Here is a 21,705-nt window from a genome sequence, read left to right on the forward strand (position 1 = left end):
CACGCCGCGCTGAGCCGGCTCACCGACGCCCACCGACTGCGGTGCGGCGGGCGCTCCGGACCGGGCGGATCGCACACGGCAACCCCGCGGCGCGGAACCGGAGCGCCAGCGCATCGAGGTCGAACAGGTCCCGCCACTCGAGCCGGATGATCGTCCGCACACCCGGCACCGTGAGCAGCCTGGCGTGGCGACGTTTCTCGTCCAGGAACACCTCGGTCTGGCTGCGACCGCCGAGGTACCGGTCCTGCGTGTACTTCGCGCGTCCGTCGATCTCGACGACGACGCCTTCTGCGGGGAACCAGAAGTCGACGGCGGACCGGCGGCCATCGACGACGAACTCCTGCTGCAGCACGGGAGCGGGCAACCCGAGCTCGCGGAAGACCACGCGCGCGAGTGACTCCGCCGGCGAGCCCGAACGCCCGTCGGCCAGGTCGAGGACCTGTGCGGCCCGGGCCCGCCCGCGAGCACTCGGGTGCACCGCTCGCCACAGCTCGTCGCGCTCGGTCCCGTTGCGCAGCGCAGCGTCTGCCACGACGACCCCAGTGCGCAGGTCCCCGCTCATCGCGATGTCGATCACCGTCCGCGGGACCGCGGTCACGGCGAGGTCGCCGACCCGGACCCGTTCGGCGCCGGACACCGGTCTCGTGTGCAGGACCAGCTCGGGGGTCCTGCCCCGGTACATCGACTCCGGCACGGTGGCGTGCACCGGGACGCTCCACCCGCCGAGCGCGGGCAGGCCGTGCACCGCGGCCGCTGAGTCGTGCGATGCCGTCGCCCGCGGGCCGAGCCGGCCGAGCCGCGCGTACACGCGGGTGACGTACCGCTGCCGTGGCCCGGCCGCGTCCCACGCTGCCCCGTCGACGAACGCGTTCGGCCCTGCCCGGACGAGTCGGCCCGGACCCTGGAGTCGGGTCCGGCGGCGCAGGGTGGTGGCGTCGAGTCCGGCCTCACGCGTGGGCGAGGCCCGGAGGATGGGCAGCGGTTCGTTCATGGAGGAGACATTGCCCGACCCGCCATGCACCCAGCGGGCTGACGTCGAGGTCTGTGGACGGGCCTCCAGGCCTGCCCGCCTGTGGAGGAGGGACGTTCCTTCCCAGAACGGCCGCGATGCCAAGCGGAATCGGGCGTACCTGGTCGGAACTTTCGCCCCGGTACGCCCGATTCGACCAGGTACCCACCCACCCACGCCCGCACCACACGCAGAAGGCGGCGCCGGACGGAACGCACCCGTGTCCCGTCCGGCGCCGCGGTCTCTCCCCCGAGGGGGACCGGCCCCGCTGCCTCAGGCCCGGCGTACCCGCAGGGTCACGATCTCGAAGGGCCGGAGCGTGAGCACGACCGGCTCCCCCGAGTCCCACGAGTCCCCCAGCGGGCGTTCCAGCAGGTCCACCGTCGCCACCGAAGCGACGTCGAACCCGAACGACACCCCGACGTCGGTCGCCCGACCACCGGAGGCCTCGTACAGTCGCACGACCACGTCACCGGAGCGGTCCTCGGCGAGCTTCACGGCCTCGACCAGGACCTGCGGCGACGACACCGAGACCAGCGGCGAGACTCCGGTCGTCCCCGCGACCGAGCGCACCGGCAGGTTCAGCCGGTAGCCGGAGTCGGCAGCGTCGAGCACCGACGCCCCCACCCGCAGCACCGTCCGGAACACGTGGTGCCCCTGGTCGGCGTTCGGGTCCGGGAACGTCGGCCCGCGCAGCAGCGATTCGCGCACGAGCGTCGTGGTCCCGCCGTCGGGCCGCGTGGAACGTGTGATGTCGTGTCCGTAGGTGGAGTCGTTCGCCACCGCGACGCCGAACCCGGGCTCGGCGACGTGCACCCAGCGGTGCGCCGACGTCTCGAAGCGGGCGTGGTCCCACGAGGTGTTCTGGTGGGTCGGTCGGTCGATGTGCCCGAACTGGATCTCGCTCGAGGCGGACGACGCACGGACGTCCACCGGGAACGCGAGCTTCAGCAGCTTCTGGTGCTCGTGCCAGTCGACCTCGGTCTCGATCACCAGCTCTGCGAGCCCGGCGACCGCCGAGTACCGGGTCGTGAGCGTCGACGACCCGAAGGACCGTTCCACCACGAGCGAGGAGCCGTCGATCGCGACCGACGAAGCCGACAGCACGGTGCCGTTGCGCTGGTACGCGCGGTCGATGTCCCACGCCTCCCACTGGTTCGGGGTGTCGCGGAAGACGGTGTACTCGGCAGCTGCCGCACCCGGTGCGATCGCGTCGCGCCCGCTGGCGCGGTCGACGAGCGACACGACGTGGCCGGCGCCGTCGATGGTCGCCGTGACGACGCCGGTGTCGAAGACGAAGTGGTCGCCGGAGCGGACGGGAGGCACGGGTCGCGGTTCCGAGCCGAGCGAACCACCCAGGGCGGCCGCGTCTCCCGCCGCGACCGGCGAGGCGTTGAAGCGCACGACGTTCCCGGACGAGCCGCTCCCGCCGACGGCGTCGGCGCCGGACGGCGCGTCGAGCAGCGCACTGCTGCCGCCGGCGGCGGCCGACGACGAGGCCCCGACCCCGGCGAGCGCCGCAGCGCCCCCGTTCGCGAGTGCGGTCGTCGCGTTGCCGATCAGCCCCTCGAGCACCTGGGCGATCTTCGCGTAGTTCTCCTCGGCGTTCTCGTAGACCCAGGCGATCGAGGACCCCGGCAGGATGTCGTGGAACTGCTGCAGCAGGACGGTGTGCCAGGCGCGCTCGAGCTCTTCGTAGGGGTAGTCGAGCCCGAGGCGCACGGCCGCGGTCGACGCCCACAGCTCGGCTTCGCGGAGCAGGTGCTCGGAGCGGCGGTTGCCCTGCTTCGTGCGGATCTGCGACGTGTAGGTGCCGCGGTGGAACTCGAGGTACATCTCGCCGGACCACACACCGGGGGTCGGCAGCACCCGTTCAAGCTCCTCGAAGACCTGGGCGGGGGTGCCGAGCTGCACGCGCGGCGAGCCGTCCAGGTCGTGCTGGCGTCGGGCGGCCGCGACCATCTCGCGGGTGGGTCCGCCGCCACCGTCACCGAAGCCGTAGAGCAGCATCGAGGTGTTGGCGACGCCGCGCTCCTTGTTGTTCCGTTCGCCCCGGTGCAGATCGGCGGCGGAGACGTCGGAGTTGTAGGTGTCGGCCGGCGGCAGGTGCGTCAGGATGCGCGAGCCGTCGATGCCCTCCCAGTGGAAGGACGTGTGCGGGATGACGTTCGTCTCGTTCCACGACGGCTTCTGGGTGACGAACCACTTCGAGCCGGCGGCCCGGACGATCTGGGGCAGCGCGCCGGAGTAGCCGAACGAGTCGGGCAGCCAGGCCTCGGGGGTGTCGATGCCGAACTCCTCGAGGAAGAAGCGCTTGCCGGCGACGAACTGGCGGGCGAGCGCTTCACCGCCGGGCAGGTTCGTGTCCGACTCCACCCACATGCCACCGACCGGGATCCACCGGCCCTCGGCGACGCGCTGCTTGATGCGGGCCCAGATCGACGGGTAGCCGTCGCGGATCCACGCGTACTGCTGCGCCGACGAGCACGCGAAGGTGAAGTCCGGGTCGCGGTCCATCAGGTCGAGGACGTTCGAGAAGGTGCGGGCGCACTTGCGGATCGTCTCGCGCACCGGCCAGAGCCAGGCGGAGTCGATGTGCGCGTGGCCGACGGCGATCGCCCGGTGTGCCGCGGCACTGGCCGGGACGGCCAGTACGGGTGCGAGCACCTGACGAGCATCGGTTGCGGTGCCGGCGACGTCGTCGGGGTCGAGGGCGTCGGCTGCGAGCTCGAGGGCGTGCAGGATGTCGGCGCCGCGGGTGCCGTCGGTGGGGAGTTCCGCCATCAGGCCACGCAGGACCCAGAAGTCCTGCTGCAGCTCCCACACGGTGTCGTCGCGCTCGACGAGTTCGAGGGCGCGCACGCGGTAGATCGGCTTGTCGCCCGCGGTCGACCGCGACCCGAGGGGCGTCGCGCCCTGGAACGAGTCGCCGCCGATGTCCGGGTTGGCGCCGGCCTCGACGTACAGCTCGAACGACTCCCCTGCACCGACCTCGACGGGCACGGTGTCGTTCCGCGGCTCCACGCCCTTGATCGTGGAGCCGTCGGGCCGGTACGCCAGTCCCTCGGCCTGGAACCCCGGGTGCCGCTTGGTGAACCCGAGGTCGACGAGCAGTTCCGCAGTGGTCCCCGGCGCCGTGCCGAAGTCGGCGGGGACGGTGCCGGTGATCCGGAACCAGGTGGTCCCCCACGGCCGGCCACCCCAGGCGCTGCCCACGGTGAACGGTGTGTACGCCTGCTGGACGGCGGAGTCGAACGGCACCGGCTCGTCCGGCACCTCCCACGCCTCGATCGTCACCGGCGCCGAGCGGCGGTGGACGGCGGGGTCGACACGGTCGCGGACGAGGCGAGCGATCCGGGCCTCGACGAGCGGTTCGTCCTGGTGCATGTGGTTCCTTTCGAGAGAGCCGGCCGGAGCCAGCAGATCAGCCCTTGATGCCGCCGGCGAGGGCGTTGCCGCCGCCGAGGCCTCGGGACACGATCACGTAGAGGGCGATGACGGGCACGGAGTAGACGATGGAGAACGCGGCGAGCTGTCCGTACGCGACCGCCCCGTTCTGCCCGAAGAAGTTGAAGATGCTCACCGCGGCGGGCACCTTGTCGGGCGAGAGCAGCAGGACGAACGGGACGAAGAAGTTCCCCCACGCCTGGATGAACACGAAGATGAACACGACGGCGATGCCCGGACGCATGAGCGGGACGACGATGCGCGTCAGGGTGGTCATCATCGACGCCCCGTCGGTCCACGCAGCTTCTTCGAGCGAGATCGGCACGGAGTCCATGAAGTTCTTCGCCATCCAGATCGCCATCGGCAGCGACGTTGCGGCGAGGAAGAAGATGCAGCCCCACACGTTGTCGATCAGGTTGAGCGACACGAACAGCGCGTAGACGGGCACCATCATGGCGGTGATCGGCAGGCCGGTCCCGAACAGGATGCTGTACAGGAACGGCTTGTTGACCCGCATCTTGTAGCGGGACAGCGGGTACGCGGCGAGCAGTGCGAAGACCACGGTGACGACCGCCGTGCCGCCGGAGAGCAGCAGGCTGTTCGCGAGCGGGATGAACGACAGCTCGGGTGTGAGCACCTTGGTGAAGTTGTCGAGCGTGAACTGCGTCGGCAGCTTCACGGACAGCGACGCCTGGGTGTCGACCGAGGCGAGGACGAGCCAGAGCAGCGGGACCGCGAAGCACACCGCGATGACGAGCAGCACGGTGTTCGCCACCCACCGCATGGTGCGGCCGCGGGGCGACGTCATGTGCAGCGAACCGGGAGCGGTCACCGAGCGGGTGGTGGTCGGGTCGAGGGACGGGGCAGTGATGGCCATCAGTCCACCTCCGGCTTGAGTGCTCGGATGTAGATGATCGAGAAGACCGCCCCCACCACGAGCAGGATGGTCGCGATCGCGGTCCCGAAGCCGAGCTGCGAGAACTTGAACGCCTCTTGGTAGGCGAGGATCGGCAGGGTCGACGAGTTCGTGCCCGGCCCACCCCCGGTCATCACGAAGATGAGGGTGAAGACCGACAGCGTCTGCAGCGTCGTCAGCATCAGGTTGGTGGAGATGCTCCGTCGGATCACCGGCAGGGTGATGTAGACGAGGCGCTGCCACCCGGTGGCACCGTCGACCTCGGCGGACTCGGTGATCTCCTCGGGGACCTCCTGCACGGCGGCGGAGTAGACGAGCATCGAGAAGGCCGTACCGCGCCAGATGTTCGCCAGGATCACGGCGAACATCGGGAACGTGTAGAGCCAGTTCGGTCCGCTGATGCCGATGGACTTCAGGAACTCGTTGAGCGTGCCCTCGTCGTTGAAGAACGCGTACGCGGCGAACGAGGCGACGATCTCGGGCAGGACCCAGGCGGCGACGACGAAGGTACCGACGATCGCGCGGACGGCCTTGTTGGCCGAGCGCATCAGGAGTGCGAGGCCGAGCCCCAGCACGTTCTGTCCCACGACCGCCGAGGCGAGCAGGAACACGACCGTCAGGATGACGGACTTCGGGAAGTCCGGGTCCTGGAACAGTTCGACGTAGTTCTGGAAGCCGACGAACTGCTGGTCGGCAGCGCCGGCGCCGGTGAGTGCGGAGTTCGTGAACGACCCGTAGAACGACGAGATGACGGGGCCGAGCAGGAAGATGACGAGCAGGACGAGGGCGGGCAGGAGCGGGACCGCTCGGCCGACGTTCCGCAGCGGTCGCCGCTTGCGCGGCACGGGTGGATCGGTGCGCTTCGGCGCACCGGGCGCCGACAGCGTCGGCGCGAGGGGGGTGCTGGACACGATGGGTGCCTTCCGGGTGCGGAGGGGTTCCGAAGGTGGGGAAGGACGGACCGGGAGGCGCGGTGCGGGGCCGCCCCGCGCCTCCCGTCCGTCAGTGGGTGACGTCCGTCAACCAGCCGAGACGGTGTTCTCCTTGCCGACCACCTGCGTGACGGCCTTGTCGTACACGGCGGCCGCCTGCTTCGGTGTCTGTTGTCCGGTCATGACCGACTCCATCGCGACCTGGATCGCGTTGGACACCTGCGAGTAGTCACTCGTCGCCGGGCGGAAGTTCGTGTTCTCCACCAGTCCGGAGAAGAACTTGAACGTCGGGTTGGCGTCGGTGTAGGCGGTGTCGTCCGCGACGTCCTTGCGGACGGCGATCTGGCTGTTCTCGGTGTCGTACTTCAGCGAGCCGTCCTTGTCGAGGAAGCTCGTGATGAAGTCGAACGCCGCCTGCGGGTTCTTCGACTTCGCGCCGACCGCCAGGGTCCAGCCGCCGGACATCGAGTTGTAGCCCGGGTCCTGACCGTTCTGCGTCGGCATCGGCGCCTGACCCATCACGTCGTTCCACTCGGCCCACGGCGCGGTGCCGGACTTGAGCCACGTGCCGGACTGCCACGAACCGTCGAGGTCGATCGCGAGCTTGCCCTTCGGCAGCCACGTCTGCGCGATGGTCGTGCCGACGTTCGTGTCGAGCGCCTGCTGCGGTGTCGGGCCGAGGCCGCCCTGGTAGACGTCCTTCACGAACTGCAGCGAGTCCTCGAACTGCTTCGAGCCCGTGACCCACTTCTTGTCCTTGTAGAGCGTGTTGCCGGATCCGTCCGCCCCGTACAGGAGCATCTCGAAGCCCTGCATGGTCGACGCCTCACCCTGCGCCTTGCCCGAGTAGATGTTGAACGGGATGAGGTCGGGCTTCTTGTCCTTGATCGTCTTCGCTGCGGCGAGCACGTCGTCCCAGGTCTTCGGCTGCCACGGCACGGGCAGGCCGACGGACTTGAAGATGTCCTTGTTGTACCAAAGAGCGCGGGTGTCGGTGCCCATCGGGACGCCGTAGATCTTGCCGTCGTCACCCTGGCCGGCCTGCTTGGCGTTGTCGAAGAACTGGTCCCAGTCCTTCCACTTCGCCGTGTACTTGTCGAGCGGCAGGAGGTAGCCGGCCTCGGCGTCGGCCTTGACGAGGAACGTGTCCTCGTACATGACGTCGGGAGCCGTCGCGGGCGCCTTGTTCATGAGCGCGAGCTTCGTGTAGTAGTCGTTGCCCTGGGCCTGGATCGGGACGAGCGTGACCTTCTTGCCCGGGTTGTCCTTCTCGTACTCCTTCTTGACGACCTTCATCTGGGCGTCGAGCTGCTGGAAGGCTCCGAACTTCTGGTACGCGATCTTGATCGTGTCGCTCGAGGCGGACCCCGAGGCTGAGCAGCCTGCCAGGCCGACCGCGGCGACGGCCACGGCTGCGAGTCCGGCGATGATGCGGGTGCGTTTCATCGGTGCTCCTTTGCACGGGTGACATCCGCGGGCTCCATCGCCCGCGCGCAGGATTAGTCCAGCGTATGGACTTATCCGTGTCAAGGAGTTTTTCGCGCCGCGCGCGTCGGGGCGCTCCTGTTTGGGGCGTACCTGGTCGAATCGGGCGTACCTGGTCGGAACTTTCGACCAGGTACGCCCGTTTCCGCTTCCCATCCCACGCGCTCTGGGAAAGAACTTGCGTCAGTCGATCGGTGTCGCGCTCCCCGTCACGGTGATCCCGCCGGACTCCGGCACGTCGACGAGCAGCAGGCTCGGACGACCGACGTGGCGCCCCTGCCGGATGACGACGCGGTCCCCCGGCTCGACGGCACCGGTCTCGCGCAAGTACGCCCCGGTCGACGCTGCCGCCGAACCCGTCGCCGGGTCCTCGGTGATGCGGCCGGCGGGGAACAGGTTCCGGGCCTCGTACTCGCGCTCCCCGGTCCGGTGCAGCACCGTGACCGTCCCCTGCCAGTCGGCCTCACGCTTGAGGTCGGCGAGCGGGGCGGGTGCGAACCGGAACTGATGGAAGAGCTCCCGGTCGTGCAGCACGAGCACCGGGTGCCAGTTGCCGGCGAACGACTCGAGCACCGGGAAGTCCGGCGCGATGTCGTCGGCCGTGAGCCCGAGCAGGTCGAACAACCGCCCCAGGAGCGCCGGGTCGATGTCCCGCGTCGCCGGTTCGACGCTCGTCATCGCGACCAGGACCACCCCGTCCGGGCCGGTGGTGGCGTCGAGGGCGACCTCGCCGGCGGCCGTCGTGAACACCCGGCGGCCGAGCCCCTGCCGTTCGGCGAGCGCCACCGCGAGCGCGACCGTCGCGTGCCCGCAGAACGGCACCTCGGCGGCGGGCGAGAAGTAGCGGACGTGCGGGCCCGTCGCCGTGGCGCCGACGACGAACGCGGTCTCGGGGTAGCCGACCTCGCGGGCGACTGCGAGCATCTCGTCATCCGTCAGTGCCGCTGCGTCGAGGACCAGTCCGGCGGGGTTGCCACCCCCGGGCTCGGCGGCGAAGGCGGTGTACCGGAGGACGTCGATGCTCATGGTGCGACGCTACTGCGGGGGCAGCGCGGACTGCTGATCACGCATGGTGAGCAGGAATGGTCGGGTCGCGCACGGCGAACCCGACCATTCCTGCTCACGAAGTGCGCCCGTGGGGCGTGGGGGCTACTCCGCCGCCGCCGCCTTGCGACGGCGGACGATCAGCACACCCGCACCCGCGGCGAGCAGCAGGAACGCGATGAGTGCGCCGGCACCGAGGCCCTCGGCACCCGTGAACGCGAGCTGCCCGTCAGCGGTGATCGTGATCGGGGTCCAGCCCAGCACCGTGCCGTCCTCCGCGGTCACGACGATGCGGTGCTCGCCAGCCGGAGCATCGGCCGGGATCGTGACGCGCACCGTGCCGTCAGCGCCGACCGTCACGGTGCCGAGCAGCGTCGGCGTCGAGTACAGCCACACGTTCACCCGGTCGCCGGCGTACTGCGTGCCCACCGTGACCGTGATGGTCTCTCCCGCGCGGGCGGACGACGGGGCCGAGACGCCCCCACGGTTCGTGTCGGTCAGACCGGTCTCCGAGGGAGCCACCGGGGCGATCGGAGCGGTCGGAGCGGCCGGAGCGGTCGGCGACGGGGTCGGCGTCGGCGTCGGCGTCGATCCACCGGTCCCGGGGGTCGGCGCAGGCGTCGATCCACCGTCACCCGGAGCAGGCGTCGGCGTCGGCGTCGGGTCGGTGCCCGGGTCCGTGCCCGGATCGGTGCCGCTGCCCTCGCACGGGTACGTCCCGGTGCGGAGCGAGAACCCGTCCGTGTCGTTGTCGTCGGCGTAGAAGGTCGCACGCTGCCCGTCGGCGCAGACGCCGGAGATCGCGAAGCCCTCGTTGGCGAGCGTCCGGTCCGCGTTCGACGGCGCCTCGAAGACCTTCGCTGCGGTGAAGGCACCGTCGGTCAGCTCGTACAGCGCGGTGCGTCCGGCACAGGCGTCGTCGCACACCACCCAGAGCGCGTCGAGGGTCGGGTCGAACTGCACGTCGGCCACGACCGCGAACGGCGACCCGATGGTGGCCACACGCTGGAACGAGCCGTCCGCCATCAGGGCGTAGGCGGAGACGCTCGCGGTGCCCTCGACGCCGACGAAGAAGAGCCCCTCGCCGTGCCCGGCGTACGTCGACGGCGCGTAGGCCGCGCCCGTGTGCTCGTCGGCGAAGCCGTGCTCGGTGAGCCACGAGTCCGGGATCCAGGTGACGCCCTCGAGGCCGGCGTTCGCACCGAGCCCCGGGAAGTCGGCTGCGAGGTCCCACTCGTCGGTGGCGCGCAGCGTCGACTCGGATCCGTCGGTGGTGGCGTACCGCAGGACCGACGGACGGCTGGTCTTCGACACGTCGTTGTCCCGCTCGGTCGACACGTACACGGCGCCCGGGTCGTCGCTCGTGACGGTGACGCCCTCGGCGTCCGGGGTCCCCGTGCCGTCGGCGTACCGCAGGTCCGTGCCCGCGGCGTTCGACGGCGCCCAGCCGCCCTGACCGTCCGAGGTCAGGTGGTAGAGCAGGCCGTCGCCGTTCTGCACGGCCCACAGCTGGCCGTCCTCGGAGGTGCTGGACGTGGTCCAGTCGATGCCGCTCAGGTCACCGGTGAAGGTGTCCTCGTCGTCGAGCACGGTCTCGTCGGCGCCACCGGGCCACGGCTCGGCGGTGACGACTCCGGCGAACCGGTTCGCCGTGCCCTTCGTCGACTCGGCGGTCTCGGCGAAGTCGCCGGTGCCGTCCGGGTTGCGGCCGTACGTGGCGGCAGCGTGGGCCGTCCACGAGTACGAGTCGACCAGCGCACCCCGCGGATCGAAGACCCGGGCGGAGTCGGCCTTGCCGAGTCCGAAGCCGAAGTCCGCCTCGTCGAGGACGGTGAAGCCCCCGGCCGCGATCGTCGTGCCGGCAGGGATCGTGTACGCGTGGTCGTCCTCGCTGTCCTTGAGGACGTACCCGCCCAGGTCGACCGTGGTGCTGCCGACGTTGGTCAGCTCCACCCAGTCGCCGGGGGTGCCGTCCTGCGACTCGACCTCGTTGATGCGCACGGGCGAGGAGCAGTCGTTGGCGGCCCCCTTCGTCGACGCGGTGGTGTCGACCAGCGCACCGGTCCCGTCGGCGCACCGGCCGTACGTGACGACCGCGTGGCTCGTCCACGAGTACCGGAGCACCAGGTCGCCGGCGGGGTCGTACACCCGCGCGGTGTCGGCGCCACCGAGTCCGAAGTCGAACCCCGGTGCGGTCGCCGAGAGCTGGTCGATGACGAAGTACCCGCCGGGGGCGATCGTCGAGCCGGCGGGCAGGACGTAGGCGTCGTGGGTGCTGTCGTCGTCGAGGAACGCGTAACCGGTCAGGTCGATCGACGCCGACGACGTGTTCTGCAGCTCGACCCAGTCGGTGTCGTCGCCGTTCGACTCGACCTCGTTGACGACGAGGCCGTTCGGGGCGGCGGCGCCGACGCTCGGGTCGTCGTCACCGACGGCGGCGAGTGCCGGGCTGGCCGTGACGACACCGGCGCCGAGGGCCAGCGCGGTGACGATGGCAGCACCGATCCGCACGGAGCGGGGGCGCAGGGCAGGAGTGCGCATGCAGGTCCTTCTCGGGAGGGGAGGGGAGACCTGCACGACTGTTCAGCACCCGGGCGTCCGACCGGTGGCCGCCCGGTGAACGACAGGTGTCGCGCGGCGCCCGAGCGCGGGATCCCTCAGCCCTGCGCGACCCCGGAGAAGTCGGGCGACCCGTCGGGCAGCGCCGGCAGTGGCGTGCCGTCGACGTACCGCGGCCACGCCAGGGCACGCGACGCCTCCGGGCGCGGCTCGTACCGGTACCGGTCCCCGCTGACCGGGCCGGCCGCCGTGGCGGCCGTGGCAGCCGTCGGGGCATCGGGCACCGGAGTGGCGGCCCACGTCGCGATCGGTGTCGCGGGCGCCGTCGGGGGTGCTGCCGGCGGCGCTTCCGGCGTCGGCCACGCTCCGACCGCCCACGCCGGGACGGCGCCCCGCGGGCGGAAGAGCGCGTTGCTGAGCGGGACGACGACCGTTCCGAGCAGGTCGAGGATGACCACCACCCAGACGAGTCGCCAGTAGCCGCGGGCGTAGTCCACGTCGGGTGCGAGCAGCGGGATCGACAGCAGCAGTGCGAGCAGGGCGATGACCCCGACGGTGGCCTTCGCGACGACCTGGAGCGCAGGTGTCGGGTACCGGCGGTGGATGACGAGCAGCAGGTGCACGTGCAGGAGCGCCACGCGGGCGACGCCGACGAGCCAGATCCAGTGCCAGAACCGCTCGCCGACGAGCCAGAGGCCGTCATCGCCAGAGGAGTCCGTCGGGGCGAGCCACACCTTGTACAGCCCCGCGACGAGCAGGTACATCGACGTGACGATGCTGACGAACGCGAACGTGCCCGATCGGCGTGACGAGACGTCGGCGTCGTACCAGGACAACAGGGCGAAGACGACCACCACGACGATCGTCAGGAGCAGCTGCACCGCGACCCGTCCGAAGTCGCCGACCAGCACCGCCACGATGCCGACGAGCCCGGCTGCGACGACCGCGCCGATGATCGTCCGGAACACGAGTGGCCGGACCTTCGCCCAGCGTCGGTCGATCGTGCCCGCGGCGCCGTTGTCCGTCATGTGTCCCCCGTCGTTCGCCGCCCACCTGGCGGATCCGTCGGTTCGCAGCGTAGCGGGCGGTGCGAGCCACCCCCGACCGCCGTCAGCGGCGGATGAGCAGCCCGCTCGCCCGCGGGGACAACGCGGCGTCGAGCACCAGGCACGCGGCCCCCACCGCGGCGACGTCGGTACCGCGGTCGCTCTCGACCACGTCGACCGCGTGCTTCGGCACGAGCAACGGCGACCCGACGATCGCCGCGCGGGCGGCCGGCAGTGCGGCACTCGCGATGCGGGACCAGAACGGTCCGCCGAACACGACCCGGTCGATGTCGAGCAGGTTCACGATGACGACGGCGGCGTCGCCCATGACGGTGCCGGCCTCGGCGGCGAGCGTGATCGCGGCCTCGTCGCCGGCAGCGATGGCCTCGGCGAGCTCGTCCCAGGCACGGTTCACCGCATCGACCGACCCGTCGGACGAGACGGGCGAGACCGCACCAGCAGCGTCGCCGACGCCGCCGGACAACGCCACCCCCCGCTCCCGCGCGATCCGCACGAGCCGGTCCGGCGCCACGGCCGCGCCGACCTCTCCCCGGGTGCCGGACCCGTCCGGGGTGCCGGCGAGCGATCGCTGGTCGACCATGATGTGCCCGGCGTCGCCGGCGTTCGACCCGACCCCGCGCACGGGTTCGTGGTCGACGACGAGCCCGACGCCGAACCCGGTGCCGAAGTACACGAACGCGAAGTTGCGCGCCGACGACTCCCCCGCCAGGAACATCTCGCCGACCGCGGCGGCCGTGACGTCCTTCTCGAGCAGGACGGGGTAGCCCGTGGCCTCGGCGAGCGCGTCGCGCAGGGGCACGTCACGCCACCGGGGCAGGAACGGCGGGTCGACGACGATGCCGGCGTCGACGTCGATGGGGCCGGGGCTGGCGATCCCGACACCGAGCACCCCGTCGACGTCCACGCCGGCGTCGGCGATCAGGCCGTCGACGGCGGAGCCGATGGTGCGGACGACCTCGGACGGGTCGTCGGCGGTCGGGGTCGAGGTGGTGGACGAGGCGACGACGGTACCGGCCAGGTCGAGCAGCACGTAGGTGACGACGGCCGGGTCAACGTGCACGCCGACGGCGTAGCGGCTGCCGGGTTCGAGCCGCAGGATGGTGCGCGGCTTGCCCCGACCGGCGACGACGGTGCCGGACTCGACGATCATGCCGGCCTCGATCAGGAACCGGGTGACGTTCGACACGGTCTGCGCGCTGAGGCCCGTTCGCGAGGCGAGTTCGACGCGGCTCAGGCCGTCCGGCGAGCGTCGGACGGCATCGAGCACGACCGTGCGGTTGAACCCGCCGATCGACGGGAGGTTCGCTCCACGCCGATGTTCTGCCATTCCGCGACCATACCGCGGCAACGGTGCGGTCTCGGTCTGCCGTCCGCGCTGGCCCCCACACGGGTCGCACCGTTACCCTGGCCGCATGGCCGACTTGCGTCTCGAAGAACTCTCCGCGAAGACCGCTGCCGCGGCGAACTCCCTGACGCTCAAGCCGGGTCAGGAACAGTTCGTGCAGCCGACCACCTACGGGGTCGCCGAGTCCGACGTCAAGCCGAGCTCCGCGTGGACCCGGGTGGTCCTGGACGGCGACGAGGTCCTGGGCCTCATCATCGGTTCGTTCGACGCGGACAACGCGCAGGAAGAGCTGCGCAGCGCCATCTGGCGGGTCAACGTCGCCGGCACGGCGCAGGGTCGCGGCGTCGGCCGCTTCGCCGTGCACGGCCTGGCGGACGAGGCCCGCAGCCGCGGGCAGGAACGCCTGACGGTCGTGTACGAGCCCGGTGGCGACGACAGCCCCGAGGCGTTCTTCCGCGCCGTGGGCTTCGAGGTCGTCCGTGAGACCCAGTACGGCGACCACTTCGCGGTCCTGACGCTCTAGTACGTCTCCGACGACGTACTCATCAACGACGTGCCCGAGGACGACGCCCCCGCGCCGGAGCAGGACTTCGGGGCGGCGGTGGCCGAGGTGGTCCGGATGATCCCGCCGGGTCACGTCATGACGTACGGCGACGTCGCCGCGGCGCTCGGCTCACGCGCGTCGCGTGCGGTCGGCAAGGTGATGGCCCACGAGGGCGCCGACCTGCCCTGGTGGCGCGTGGTGCGCGCGGGTGGGCACCCGCCGCTGCACCACGAGGCCCGTGCGCTCCAGCACTACCGCGCGGAGGGCACGCCGCTCGTGCAGGGGACGGCGGCCTGGAGGCTCGACATGCGTCGTGCCCGCTGGTCGCCGTCCACGGATGCGGACGACCCGTTCTGACGTGCGGCCCGCGCACGTCGGCCGTCCGTCCGCCGCCGGTCAGCGGTCGAAGCGCTCGCCCTTCGGGCTCGTCGGGATCAGGCACAGCACGTACACGACGAGCGAGCCGATGCCGGGCACGACGTGCAGGAACTGCCAGAAGCCGGACAGGCCGGCGTCGTGCAGCCGTCGGGCACCGAGGGCGAGCGACCCGATCAGGGTCGCGAGGCCCCAGAGGACGAACAGGTAGGACCCGACGGGGTTCTCGAACAGCGCGGTGTCCGGCGTGAACGCCTGCGGGACGAGCTGCAGCACGAGTCCGATCGCGAGCGACGTGATCCACCACCACCAGAACTCGGCACGCGAGGCCCGTCCGGTGAACACGGTGTACTTCCGCCAGAACCGCCGGACGGCCTCGGTGAAGGGTGCGCCGTAGAAGGGGTCGCGCAGGGCGACGCCGCCGGGCTGCACGCTGTCGTTGCTCATGGAGCAAGCCAACCACGTGGTGCAGCCCGGCTGCGTCCTACACGAGCGAGTCGCGCCAGGCCGCGTGCAGCTGGGCGAACCGTCCGGTACCCGAGATGAGGTCGGCGGGGGTGCCGTCCTCGACGATCTTCCCGTGTTCCATCACGAGCACGCGGTGGGCGATCGCGACGGTGGACAGGCGGTGCGCGATGATCACCGCGGTGCGGTCGGCGAGCAGGGTCTCGAGCCCTTCCTGCACCAGCCGCTCCGAGGGGATGTCGAGCGACGCCGTGGCCTCGTCGAGGATGAGCACCTTCGGGTCCGCGATGAACGCCCGCGCGAACGAGAGCAGCTGCCGCTGTCCCGCCGAGACACGACCACCGCGCTTGTTCACGTCGGTGTCGTACCCGTCTGGGAGCGCCATGATGAACTCGTGCGCGCCGACCGCCTTGGCGGACGCCTCGATCTCGGCGCGGGAGGCCCCCGGCTTGCCGAGCGCGATGTTGTCCGCGACCGTGCCGGAGAACAAGTAGGCCTCTTGCGTGACCATGACGATCGCGCGGCGCATGTCCTTCGTGTCGAGGTCGCGCAGGTCCACGCCGTCGAGCCGCACGGAACCGTGCGACGGGTCGTAGAAGCGCGCCATGAGCTTGGCGAGCGTCGACTTCCCGGCGCCGGTGGACCCGACGAGCGCGATGGTCTGCCCGGACGGGATGTGCAGGTCGAACTCCGGCAGGACGACCTTGCCCGCGTTGTAGGCGAACACGACCTCGTCGAAGTCCATCTTGCCCGTGGCGTCGGCCAGCTTGGTCGGCTTCACGGGGTCCGGCACGCTCGGCCGTTCCTCGAGGACGCCGGAGATCTTCTCCATCGCCGCCGAGGCCGACTGGTACCCGTTGTAGAACATCGCGAGCTCCTGCGCCGGGTCGAAGAAGCGCTTGGCGTACAGCGCGACCGCGAGCAGCGCACCGACCTCGAGCGTCCCGCCGACGATCCGGAAGCCGCCGACGACGACCACCGCAGCGAGCGTGGCGTTGCCGATGAGCACGAGCACCGGGTCGAACGTCCCGAACAGGTTGAACACCTTCGTGTTCGCCAGCCGGTAGTCCTCGACGAAGCCGCCGTACTCGTCCTTGTTGCGGGACTCCTTGCGGAACGCCTGCACGGCACGGATGCCCGTCATGGTCTCGACGAAGTGCACGATCACGCGCGCCGAGGTGACGCGGGTGGCGCGGAACAGCGTCTGCGAGTTCTTCTGGAACCAGCGGATCAGGAACCAGAGCGGCACGAGCGACACCGCGAGCACGAGCCCGGACGTCGGGTCGAGCAGCACCAGGGCCACGGCGGTGAACACCATGTACAGTACGCCCTGGATGAGCTGGTTCAGGCCGGAGTCGAGCAGCTCGCGGATCGAGTCGAGGTCACTCGTCTGGCGGGAGATGATCCGGCCGGACGTGTAGGTCTCGTGGAACTCGAGCGACAGCCGCTGCGTGTGCAGGAACACCCGCTTGCGCAGGTCGAACAGGATCGCCTGGCTGATCCGTGCGGCGAGAACGGTGTACCAGGCGGTGAGCACCGCGCCGAGGACGGCCACGACGATGTACGTCGCGACGACGCCGAACGCCGGCACCCAGTCGTTCTGGTCCATCACCGCGGGCAGGGCGTTGTCGATGCCCCACGCGATGAGCGCCGGACCCGCGACGGTGCCCGCCGTGGAGACCACGACGACGATCCCGAGCAGCACCAGGCGGAGCTTCAGCGGGGCTGCGAGGGAACCGAGCAGGGCGAGGGAGCGACGCCGCAGGCGCTTGCTCTCCGCCTTGGTGAAGTCCTCACGCTCCTCGCCGCGCACGCCCAGGGTGGTGATCGAGGCGGTGACGGGCGCGGCAGACTGCGCGTCCGCAGCGTCGTCGGTGACCGGTGCCGTGCCTCCCGGCAGGTTCTGGTCCGTCTGCTGGCTCATGCCATCGCCTCCTGTCGTGCGGTCGCGTCGTCGTCGTCGAGCGACGAGATGACGTAGCGGTAGTGCTCGTTGGTGGCCATCAGGTCGTGGTGGGTCCCGACGGCGGTGACGACGCCGTTCTCCATCAGGGCGACCCGGTCGGCCAGCGTCACCGTCGACGGACGGTGCGCCACGATGAGCGACGTCGTGTCGGCGAGCACGCGCCGCAGGCCCGCCTCGACCCGTGCCTCGGTGTCGACGTCGAGCGCCGACAGCGGGTCGTCGAGGACCAGCACCGACGGCCGCGCGGCGATCGCGCGAGCGAGCGCCAGGCGCTGGCGTTGTCCACCGGACAGCGACAGCCCCTCTTCGCCCACCCGGGTGTCCACGCCGTCGGGCAGGTCGTCCACGAAGGACGCCTGCGCGATGTCGAGGGCCTCGCGCATGAGCGCCTCGGCCTCGGCACCCTGCACGTCTGGTCGACCGAGCAGCACGTTCTCTCGCACGGTCGACGAGAACAGGGTGGCGTCCTCGAAGGCGACGCCGACGTGCCGGCGCAGTTCTTCGCGGGTGAGATCGCGGATGTCGACCCCGTCGATCGTCACCGATCCGCCGGTCACGTCGTACAGGCGCGGCACCAGCGAGAGCAGCGTCGTCTTGCCGCAGCCCGTGAGCCCGACGAGCGCCATGGTCTCGCCCGGCTGCAACTGCAGCTCGACGCCGTTGATCAGGTCCGGGTACTGCGGCGCGGAGTCCTGGTACCGGAAGTGCACGCCGTTGAACGACAGCGCACCGTGCGGCTCCGCGATCGTCTTCGGGTCCTGCGGGTCCGTGATGGTGTTCTCGGAGTCCATGACCTCGAAGAAGCGGTCGACCGCCGTGCGGGTGTCGAACGTCATCGAGAGCAGGAAGCCGATCGACTCGATCGGGAACCGCAGCACCGTCGCCGTCGCGAAGAACGCGAACAGCTGACCGACGGTCATCTCGCCCTGCGACGCCAGCCAGATGCCGGCGAGCAGGCACAGCGCGAACGCGACGTCCGGCACGAGCAGCAGCCACAGCCAGATGCTCGCGATGGCCTTCGCCTTCTTGATCTCCGTGCCACGCAGGGCTTCGGCCTGCTCGCTGAACTCCTCGAGCTTCGACCCGCCGCGACCGAACGCCTTGAGCACGCGGATGCCGTGCACCGACTGCTCGACACTCGTCGCGAGGTCACCGACCTGGTCCTGGCTGCGGCGCGCGACGACGGAGTACCGACGCTCGAACAGCAGCCCGTTGATCCACAGCGGGATCGACGCGATCAGGAAGATCAGCCCGAGCAGCCACCCGAAGGTGAACAGCACGACGAAGCCGACGACGATCGTCACGACGTTCACGACGAGCAGGACGACACCGAAGGCCAGCCAGCGGCGGATCAACGACAGGTCCGACACGGAACGGGACAGCAGCTGCCCCGACTCCCACCGGTCGTGGAACGCGACGGGCAGGTCCTGCAGCTTCGCGTACAGCGAGTTCCGCATGCTGGCCTCGATCCGCGTCGAGGGGCGCATCACCATCCGGCGGCGCGAGGCGATGAAGAACGCCTCGAGCACACCGAGGGCGAGCACGCCGAGGCCGGCGGGCCAGATCTGTGCGCCGTCCTTCGATGACAGCGGGCCGTCGACGAGCCACTGCAGGACGTAGGGGATTGCGAGCGCCACCAAGGAGGCTCCCATCGCTGCGGCCATGCCGCCGATGAGGCGCCCCTGGTAGGGCTTCACGTAGGGGTAGATCCGCGCGATCGCGCGGAAGGTGGACGGGCGCGCCGTGGTGGGCGACTTGGACATGCGTTGCGTCCTCATGCGTCTGCCGGGTCCCCGGGTCGCGCTGCGCCCTGGCCGCCTGCTGCTTGCTTGCTGCTGGCGTGCGGTGCGTGCGCGGCCTCGACCTGGAGGCTCGGTGTGGCGTTGCGTGGTGATCATCGGCCGGGCGCGTGGTCGCGCCTCCGCCGTCACTCGCGTGACGTCGGTCGGGCCGGAGGGCACCGGGAGACACTCGTCCCCCGGGTTCAGGCGGGTGGTTCGCGGACGCTGGTCGTGCGGCGCCGCGAGGCCGTGGGAACGGCCTGGCTAGACGGCGGCCGCGACGCGCGGTCGCGGTGCGATCAGGGATCGCCGTGCGGGAGTGGTCCCCACGACGGACACGAGACCTGCACGGGCGGCCGTCGCCACGGTTCCGGTCATGTTGTCCATCGTCACTCCAGTCGTCGTCTTCGTCACCGTTGTGTCCGCGGTGCCACCGGTCCCGAGGGACCGTCGGCTGCCTGTCGCGGAGCCTTACAGACTATTCACAGTGACTCTCAGCGCGCAATAGGGTGCCGCGATTTGTTCACTTCAGTGGAAGAAGTGGCGCTCGCCCGTGAAGTACATCGTGACGCCCGCGGCCGTCGCCGCGGCGATGACCTCGTCGTCGCGGACGCTGCCACCGGGCTGGGCCACCGCGCGCACACCGGCGTCGAGCAGCACCTGCAGGCCGTCGGCGAACGGGAAGAACGCATCGGACGCCGCGACGCTGCCGGTCGCGCGGTCACCGGCACGGTTCACCGCGAGGTGGCACGAGTCCACCCGGTTGACCTGGCCCATGCCGACCCCGACGCTCGCGCCCTGGTTCGCCAGCAGGATGGCGTTCGACTTGACCGAACGGCTCGCCTTCCACGCGAAGGCCAGGTCGGCGAGGGTCTGTTCGTCGGCGGGCGCGCCGGCGACCAGGGTCCACGTGGACTGGTCGAACGCCGTGAAGCGGTCGGCGTCCTGCACCAGGAAGCCGCCGGAGATCTGCTTGACCTCGCGCGGTGCCAGGGCGAAGTCGGCCGGCAGCGTGAGCAGGCGGATGTTCTTCTTGCGCGACAGGATCTCGAGCGCCTCGGGGTCGAAGCCCGGGGCGACGACGACCTCGGTGAAGATGCCCTTCACGGTCTCGGCCATCGCCACGGTGACCGGACGGTTCGCGGCGATGACCCCACCGAACGCCGACAGCGGGTCGCAGGCGTGCGCGGCGGCGTGGGCCGAGGCGATCGGGTCGGCGGCGTCCGCCGGGGCGATCGCGATGCCGCACGGGTTGGCGTGCTTGATGATGGCGACCGCGGGGGTGTCGAAGTCGAACGCCGCACGGACGGCCGCGTCGGCGTCGACGTAGTTGTTGTACGACATCTCCTTGCCGTGCAGCTGCGTCGCCTGCGCGATGCCGGCGCCGTCGGTGCTCGTGTACAACGCGGCTGCCTGGTGCGCGTTCTCGCCGTAGCGGAGCGTGGCCGACAGGTCGGCGGTGAAGCCGAGGTGCTCGTCGAACGCACCGGGCGTCTGGATGTCGCCGCTGGTCGTCGGCGCCGCAGCGGCCGCGACGACGTCGCTGGCGAAGTAGGACGCCACCGCGGTGTCGTACGCCGCGGTGTGCGCGAAGGCCTGGGCCGCCAGACGCTTGCGGAGCTCGAGCGAGGTGCCGCCCGCGCGGACGGCCTCGACGACCTCGGCGTAGGACGACGGCGAGACGACGATCGCGACGTTCGGGTGGTTCTTCGCCGACGCACGGACCATCGCGGGGCCGCCGATGTCGACGTTCTCGACCACGGTCGCGGTGTCGGCACCAGAGGCCACCGTCTCGACGAACGGGTACAGGTTCACGACGACGAGCTCGAACGCCGCGATCCCGAGGTCGGCGAGCTGCTGCTCGTGCGACTCGAGGCGCAGGTCGGCGAGCAGACCGGCGTGCACCGACGGGTGCAGCGTCTTGACCCGGCCGTCGAGCGACTCCGGGAACCCGGTGACGCTCGCGACGTCGGTGACGGCGTACCCGGCGTCACGGATCGTCTGGGCGGTGGACCCCGTCGACACGATCTCGACACCCGACTCGGCGAGGGCACCGGCGAGCTCGAGCAGGCCGGACTTGTCGCTCACCGAGATGAGTGCGCGGCGGACCGGCACCACGTCACGGTCGCGGTAGAGGCTGGGGTCGGCTGCGTGCACGCTCATGCGCTCGGGGTGCCCTTCAGGTCGGTGGTGCCGTTGGCGATGTCGAGGATGGTCTGGATGAGCAGGCGGCGCTCGACCGGCTTGATGCGGTCGTGCAGCGTCGACTCGGAGTCGCCCGGGAGCACGGGGACGCGCTCCTGGGCCAGGATCGGGCCGGTGTCCACGCCGTCGTCGACCGCGATGACGCTCGCGCCGGTCTCGGTGACGCCGGCTGCCAGGGCGTCCCGCACGCCGTGGGCGCCGGGGAACTCGGGCAGGTACGCCGGGTGGGTGTTGATGATGCCCGGGGCGAACTCGGACACCACGGCCGGGGGCAGCAGGCGCATCAGGCCGGAGAGCACCAGCAGGTCGGGCGACCACGGGCGGATCTGCTCGGCGAGTGCCTGCCCCCACTCGGCACGGGTCTCGTAGCGCGAGAACGGCACCGTGAAGGTGGGGATCGAGAACTCCTCGCCCAGACCGAGACCCTCGGCATCGCGGTCGGCACCGATGGCGACGACACGGGCGGGGTACTCGGCGTCGAAGGTCGCTTCGAGCAGGGCTCGGAGGTTCGACCCGGTACCGGAGATCAGGACGACCAGTTCGAGCACGGCACCAACCCTACCGG

At 70.7% G+C, this 21,705-nt stretch carries 16 protein-coding genes; 2 read left to right on the top strand and 14 right to left on the bottom strand.

Features of this window, described 5'->3' with window-relative positions; translation table 11 throughout:
• Positions 1-19: 19 nt before the first annotated feature.
• From ITJ69_RS00340 to ITJ69_RS00380, 9 genes are all read right to left on the bottom strand, one after another.
• Positions 20-991 (bottom strand): hypothetical protein, encoded by a 972-nt coding sequence (locus tag ITJ69_RS00340; protein WP_194671700.1) that lies wholly within the window; start codon positions 989-991, stop codon positions 20-22.
• A gap of 291 nt (positions 992-1,282) precedes the next feature.
• The gene (locus tag ITJ69_RS00345; RefSeq protein ID WP_194671701.1) at positions 1,283-4,396 is read right to left on the bottom strand and encodes an alpha-mannosidase; all 3,114 of its coding nucleotides are present in this window, start codon (positions 4,394-4,396) and stop codon (positions 1,283-1,285) included.
• A gap of 37 nt (positions 4,397-4,433) precedes the next feature.
• Positions 4,434-5,333, bottom strand: coding sequence for a carbohydrate ABC transporter permease (locus ITJ69_RS00350; protein WP_333925055.1), 900 nt, complete (start codon positions 5,331-5,333; stop codon positions 4,434-4,436).
• Positions 5,333-6,283 carry a carbohydrate ABC transporter permease gene (locus ITJ69_RS00355; protein WP_111085332.1) on the bottom strand — a complete coding sequence of 317 codons (951 nt, stop codon included), beginning with the start codon at positions 6,281-6,283 and terminating at the stop codon, positions 5,333-5,335. The genes ITJ69_RS00350 and ITJ69_RS00355 overlap by 1 nt, the downstream gene beginning before the upstream one ends.
• A gap of 108 nt (positions 6,284-6,391) precedes the next feature.
• Entirely contained in the window at positions 6,392-7,750 is a 1,359-nt protein-coding gene (locus tag ITJ69_RS00360; protein ID WP_123293238.1) for an extracellular solute-binding protein, read from the bottom strand.
• Positions 7,751-7,972: 222 nt separating this feature from the next.
• Positions 7,973-8,815, bottom strand: coding sequence for a PhzF family phenazine biosynthesis protein (locus ITJ69_RS00365; RefSeq protein ID WP_194671702.1), 843 nt, complete (start codon positions 8,813-8,815; stop codon positions 7,973-7,975).
• A 123-nt stretch (positions 8,816-8,938) separates the two neighbouring features.
• Positions 8,939-11,374: a lamin tail domain-containing protein gene (locus ITJ69_RS00370; protein WP_194671703.1), complete on the bottom strand. Its 2,436-nt coding sequence runs from the start codon at positions 11,372-11,374 to the stop codon at positions 8,939-8,941.
• Positions 11,375-11,490: 116 nt separating this feature from the next.
• A complete protein-coding gene (locus ITJ69_RS00375; protein WP_194671704.1) occupies positions 11,491-12,420 on the bottom strand; it encodes a hypothetical protein in 930 nt (309 codons plus the stop codon).
• Positions 12,421-12,502: 82 nt separating this feature from the next.
• Positions 12,503-13,786 (bottom strand): ROK family transcriptional regulator, encoded by a 1,284-nt coding sequence (locus tag ITJ69_RS00380; RefSeq protein ID WP_194671705.1) that lies wholly within the window; start codon positions 13,784-13,786, stop codon positions 12,503-12,505.
• A gap of 85 nt (positions 13,787-13,871) precedes the next feature.
• Between ITJ69_RS00380 and ITJ69_RS00385 the strand changes: the two genes are divergently transcribed.
• Together ITJ69_RS00385 and ITJ69_RS00390 are read left to right on the top strand one after the other, a co-directional pair.
• Positions 13,872-14,327 (top strand): GNAT family N-acetyltransferase, encoded by a 456-nt coding sequence (locus ITJ69_RS00385; RefSeq protein ID WP_111085338.1) that lies wholly within the window; start codon positions 13,872-13,874, stop codon positions 14,325-14,327.
• A gap of 30 nt (positions 14,328-14,357) precedes the next feature.
• Positions 14,358-14,705 carry an MGMT family protein gene (locus tag ITJ69_RS00390; RefSeq protein WP_235035781.1) on the top strand — a complete coding sequence of 116 codons (348 nt, stop codon included), beginning with the start codon at positions 14,358-14,360 and terminating at the stop codon, positions 14,703-14,705.
• A 39-nt stretch (positions 14,706-14,744) separates the two neighbouring features.
• On the opposite strand, the gene ITJ69_RS00395 is transcribed toward ITJ69_RS00390, so the two are convergent.
• The 5 genes from ITJ69_RS00395 to purN form a co-directional block, all read right to left on the bottom strand.
• A complete protein-coding gene (locus ITJ69_RS00395) occupies positions 14,745-15,170 on the bottom strand; it encodes a DUF805 domain-containing protein (protein WP_123293233.1) in 426 nt (141 codons plus the stop codon).
• Positions 15,171-15,207: 37 nt separating this feature from the next.
• Positions 15,208-17,016 carry an ABC transporter ATP-binding protein gene (locus ITJ69_RS00400; RefSeq protein ID WP_123341009.1) on the bottom strand — a complete coding sequence of 603 codons (1,809 nt, stop codon included), beginning with the start codon at positions 17,014-17,016 and terminating at the stop codon, positions 15,208-15,210.
• A 92-nt stretch (positions 17,017-17,108) separates the two neighbouring features.
• On the bottom strand, positions 17,109-18,917 hold the full coding sequence (locus tag ITJ69_RS00405; protein ID WP_111085340.1) for an ABC transporter ATP-binding protein: 1,809 nt from the start codon (positions 18,915-18,917) through the stop codon (positions 17,109-17,111).
• A 546-nt stretch (positions 18,918-19,463) separates the two neighbouring features.
• Positions 19,464-21,098 (bottom strand): bifunctional phosphoribosylaminoimidazolecarboxamide formyltransferase/IMP cyclohydrolase, encoded by a 1,635-nt coding sequence (gene purH / locus ITJ69_RS00410; protein ID WP_194671706.1) that lies wholly within the window; start codon positions 21,096-21,098, stop codon positions 19,464-19,466.
• Positions 21,095-21,688, bottom strand: coding sequence for a phosphoribosylglycinamide formyltransferase (gene purN, locus ITJ69_RS00415; protein ID WP_131845996.1), 594 nt, complete (start codon positions 21,686-21,688; stop codon positions 21,095-21,097). The genes purH and purN overlap by 4 nt, the downstream gene beginning before the upstream one ends.
• Positions 21,689-21,705 lie beyond the last annotated feature (17 nt).

Origin of the sequence: Curtobacterium sp. VKM Ac-2887 (assembly GCF_015350935.1) — a bacterium.
In the GTDB taxonomy this organism is placed as follows: Bacteria; Actinomycetota; Actinomycetes; order Actinomycetales; family Microbacteriaceae; genus Curtobacterium.